The organism is Chloroflexota bacterium (genome assembly GCA_026710945.1).
Lineage (GTDB): Bacteria > Chloroflexota > UBA11872 > VXOZ01 > VXOZ01 > VXOZ01.
On the sequence record JAPOQA010000024.1, the window covers coordinates 1 to 3,652 of the forward strand.

Here is a 3,652-nt window from a genome sequence, read left to right on the forward strand (position 1 = left end):
CAGTGCAATGAACTCCTTGCGTTCAGACACAACCGTACGCTCCTTCCACGGCATAGTCATCCTCCTGCTGCAAGATTCTCCATGCCTTAAGGTGTAACCTATGTGCCCGAACATGTGTAACCCATGTACCCGGTCTATACATCCCCAGGAGAGGGAGTGCCCCTGCTAGAAAGTGGGGTTATGCAAAAATCTCCGCCGGGAGAGGGTTAGGGTGAGGGGGAGATTCCCGCATTCTGGGAGCTTTTTCCCGCTATTGCACTCTTGTGTATCGGTCTTGCTGGTAAGGAGGACGGGTTAAGCAGAATTCCCCTCCCCCCGGCCCTCTCCCCGAGGAGAGGGGGTAATTCTTGGGCCACCGGCCGGAGTTATGCAAAGGTCTCCGGTGGGAGAGGGTTAGAGCCTGCTCCGTACTCGATACAGCGTATCGACACGATACGGGGGTATACCTTGGGAGAAGCCGATGTGGTCCGCCTGACAGGGCGCGTCAGGACCTCTTCGATATTACCCGTGCGCCGCTTGTCCGGATGGGAGAGGGTGGCCTTGCGCCTTCTCCCGACTCGGTGTTGGCGCGGGGCGTTTGCGAACGCCTACGGGGTAGAGGACTTTTTCATGGCGTCATAGTTGGCGAGTATTTTGGTGGTGGTGGACTCCAAAACGCGCAGGTGTTCTGTGCTCACGCCCGCGAGAAGCTTGGCGTAGTACTCGCGCATGCGCTTGTGGAGGCGCTGCGCCAGCTCGCTCCCCTCTTCAGTTAGCGATAGCATTACGGTGCGCCGACCGCTGCGCAACCGTCGCCTGCGCAGCATTCCCATGTCGACCAGCGTGTTCACGACACGGCTTATGCGGGAAGCATCCACGGGGAGCACACTCGCCAGTTCCGTTGCAGTGCACTCCTTTCGCTGAATACACGCTTTCAGGAGGGAGAATTCCACGTGGTTGAGTCCGAAGGGCGCCGCCTCTTCCATCATTCCTTTGAAGATCGCGGTCTCCAACCTGATCACACAGGCCTCTAAGTCCACTGCCGACTCGCGCACCGAGTCGTTTTGGAACTCTTGGTTCTCAGTGGTCATGCATTACTTTTCTTTGCAAATATTGCGGCTGAAAAAATCGGAGCGTTTTTTTGATTGTACTACTCAGAAAGCCTTGCCGCAACCCGTCTTCAAGCGTCTCCCTTCGTGTGTCCGATCGTGGCCGTAGGTACAGGCGCGGCCGGATACTGTTATACGGATTTTCTGGGCCTGGGAACGAGCTTCCGACTTCCACGTTTTGCGCGCGCATACACTAACGTCGCAGGCGGGGTTGGCAATACGCATCCCTGCACCAGCGACGAAGTTCGGTGCGCCAAACGAGCGTCGCGGGTAGTGCGACCAGGGATACACGCGCGGCGTTAGCGACAGGTTGCGGAGTCATGAGCGGCACGTTAATCGAGAGCGGCGAGTACGGTTACTCGGAGCACACCCAATGCCGGGTCCGGCTCGACCGTAGCCTTCACCCTGAATACGTCCGCAAGGTTTTCTGCGGTGAGCACGTCGCTCACAGGCCCGCGCGCGTGCGCCTTGCCGCGGTTTAGCAACATCAGGCGGTCGCAAAAGCGGGCGGCAAGGTTGAGGTCATGCACCACGGCAACGGCCGTGAGGCCCTGGCGAACAAGGCTGCGGATCAGCGTAAACACCTGAAGTTGGTGCTGCACGTCGAGGCCCGCCGTCGGTTCGTCCAGCAAGAGCAGCCGGGGTTGCTGGGTGAGCGCCCGTGCCAGGAGCACGCGCTGGCGCTCGCCGGCGGATACCTCGGTGATGAGGCGCGTTACGAACTCTTCGGTCTCGGTGTCCTTCATGCGTTGCCTGGCAAGGTCGCGATCATGCGCGCCTTCGGTTTGAAAACGGCCCAGATGTGGGTTTCTCCCCATCAGGACTACCTCCAAGCACGAAAAGGCAAAGTTAAGGGTGGTGCTCTGCGGCAGCAGCGCGATGTGCCGCGCAATCTCTTGGGGCGACTGGCGCCGCAAGTCGACGCCATCCAAGCACACCCGGCCGGTAGTGGGCGAGAGGAGCTGGCTAATGCACTTCAGCAGGGTGGACTTGCCGGCCCCGTTAGGCCCAATGAGGCCAAGCAAGCTCCCACTGCGCACCTCCAGGGAAACCGCTTCCAGCAACTGCGTCATGCCTACGGCAAAGGAAACGTCCTTCGCGGCGAGCTCGGCGCCTTCGATGCGTCGGGAATCTGTGATTCCCGCGGAATCCGAGGACGTACTCACAGGATATTGCCCTGTCGTTTACTGCGGTACAGCAGGTAGAGGAAGAAAGGCGCGCCAAAGAAGGCGGTGATAAGTCCCACCCGCAACTCCTGGGGACGCAAGAGCAGACGCGACCCAAAATCCGCCCACGTGAGCAGCACGGCTCCCGTCAGGAGGCTTGTCGGCAGCACAATGCGGTGATCGGGGCCTACAATTAGGCGCACCATGTGCGGTACAACCAGGCCGACAAAGCCGATGATCCCGCTCACCGCCACGGCAACCGCCGTGATGAGGGCTGCCAGCGTGAGCATGATCAACCGGACGCGCCGCACGTCCACTCCCATGCTCCGCGCTGTGTCCTCTCCCAATGACATCAAGTTAAGGTCTCGGGCAAAGAAGAGTAAGAGGAGGCTGCCTACCACAATGAATGGAAGAATGAGTTGCACGTGCGTCCAACTACGGGCGCCGAGACTGCCGGTGAGCCAAAACACGATCTCGCGCATGGAATTGACGTTGGCCGTAAGCGTAAGCACTGCTGAAATGATGGAACCGATGAAGGCTTGCACCGCGACGCCGGCGAGGATCATCGTCGTCAGTGGGTCCACGCCTCGCGTTGCGGCCAACACGTAGACCAGCATTACGGCAGCCAAAGCTCCCAAGAAGGCAAGTGCCGGCGTGGCCAGGTAGTGTAGGCTGCGTATGCCAAAATGAATGGCGATCACCGCCCCCAGCGCTCCGCCGGCCGACACCCCAATGATGCCGGGATCGGCGAGGGGATTGCGGAAGATGCCCTGCATGGTCGCTCCCGCCAACGCCAGCGCCGCCCCCACCAGCGCCGCCGTCAGGACTCGCGGCAGGCGCACGTGACTGATGACGCTCCATTGCACGTCGGTGGCAGTCGCGCCGAGCGGAATGCCCATCTGCTGCAAGACGATCGATGCGGTTACGCCCAACGGCACGTCTACGGCGCCAATTGCCATGGTCACGACAAATGATATAAAGAGCAGCAGCGCGAGCATTCCCAGCGCTAAGGCGAGTCTCAGCGCCAGTGGGGCTTCAACATCCAGTGTCCGCCGCAGCAAATTCGAGTTAGTCTGTGCCTTTGACGAAGTCTGCGTCTTCGACGAGATCTGCGTCTTCGACGGGGTCGGTTCCTTTGACGAATTCTGCACGAAAGTGGGAGCTATCCTTAGTTAGTTTCCATGGCAAAATGTGATGAGTATCCTAGGTCAGTGTAGCCAATGTTGCCGCACAAACTCTACCGAGGCGAAAGTAGCGCGACAAATCGAGCGCTACCCCCCCCCCCCCCCCCCGGCAGCACCGGGCTTCCGGCCCCCCCCCACCCGGGGGCGGACGCCCCTTGACAACGAAAACGGCAGCACAAATCCCCACCCCCCCCTCCCAGCCACCCGCGCATAC

At 60.4% G+C, this 3,652-nt stretch carries 3 protein-coding genes; all 3 read right to left on the minus strand.

What is annotated here, in order from left to right; genetic code table 11:
- Window positions 1–587 precede the first annotated feature (587 nt).
- The 3 genes from OXE05_04810 to OXE05_04820 all read right to left on the minus strand — a co-directional run bounded on the left by OXE05_04810 (window position 588) and on the right by OXE05_04820 (window position 3,405).
- Window positions 588–1,070 carry a MarR family transcriptional regulator gene (locus OXE05_04810; GenBank protein MCY4436637.1) on the minus strand — a complete coding sequence of 161 codons (483 nt, stop codon included), beginning with the start codon at window positions 1,068–1,070 and terminating at the stop codon, window positions 588–590.
- A 350-nt stretch (window positions 1,071–1,420) separates the two neighbouring features.
- On the minus strand, window positions 1,421–2,254 hold the full coding sequence (locus tag OXE05_04815) for a heme ABC transporter ATP-binding protein (protein MCY4436638.1): 834 nt from the start codon (window positions 2,252–2,254) through the stop codon (window positions 1,421–1,423).
- Entirely contained in the window at window positions 2,251–3,405 is a 1,155-nt protein-coding gene (locus tag OXE05_04820) for an iron ABC transporter permease (GenBank protein MCY4436639.1), read from the minus strand. Before OXE05_04820 ends, OXE05_04815 begins: the two co-directional genes overlap by 4 nt.
- Window positions 3,406–3,652 lie beyond the last annotated feature (247 nt).